Below are 219 nucleotides of genomic sequence, written 5' to 3' on the forward strand. Positions count from 1 at the left end.
GCTGTTAGCGGGGCTACTGACGGCGGCGGTGATGAAGTTGCAGCCTTCTAAATAAGAGCTTGCTAAACCGTGGGTGTACCAGGAAGTTACAAAGGTTGTTCCGGTTAACCAGCCACCGAGGGCTAGATAAGCGCAGGGGAACAGTAGGATTCCTGACCAACCCACGAAGACGAAGCGATCGCGTTTGAGCCAGTCGTCGAGGACGTCAAAGACGCCTCT

General features: G+C 54.8%; 1 pseudogene. It reads right to left on the reverse strand.

The features are described 5' to 3' along the window. Positions 1-219, reverse strand: a pseudogene (locus tag PL9631_RS25705) (photosystem II D2 protein (photosystem q(a) protein)); the annotation flags it as partial.

This window comes from Planktothrix paucivesiculata PCC 9631, assembly GCF_900009265.2.
Taxonomy (GTDB): Bacteria; Cyanobacteriota; Cyanobacteriia; order Cyanobacteriales; family Microcoleaceae; genus Planktothrix; species Planktothrix paucivesiculata.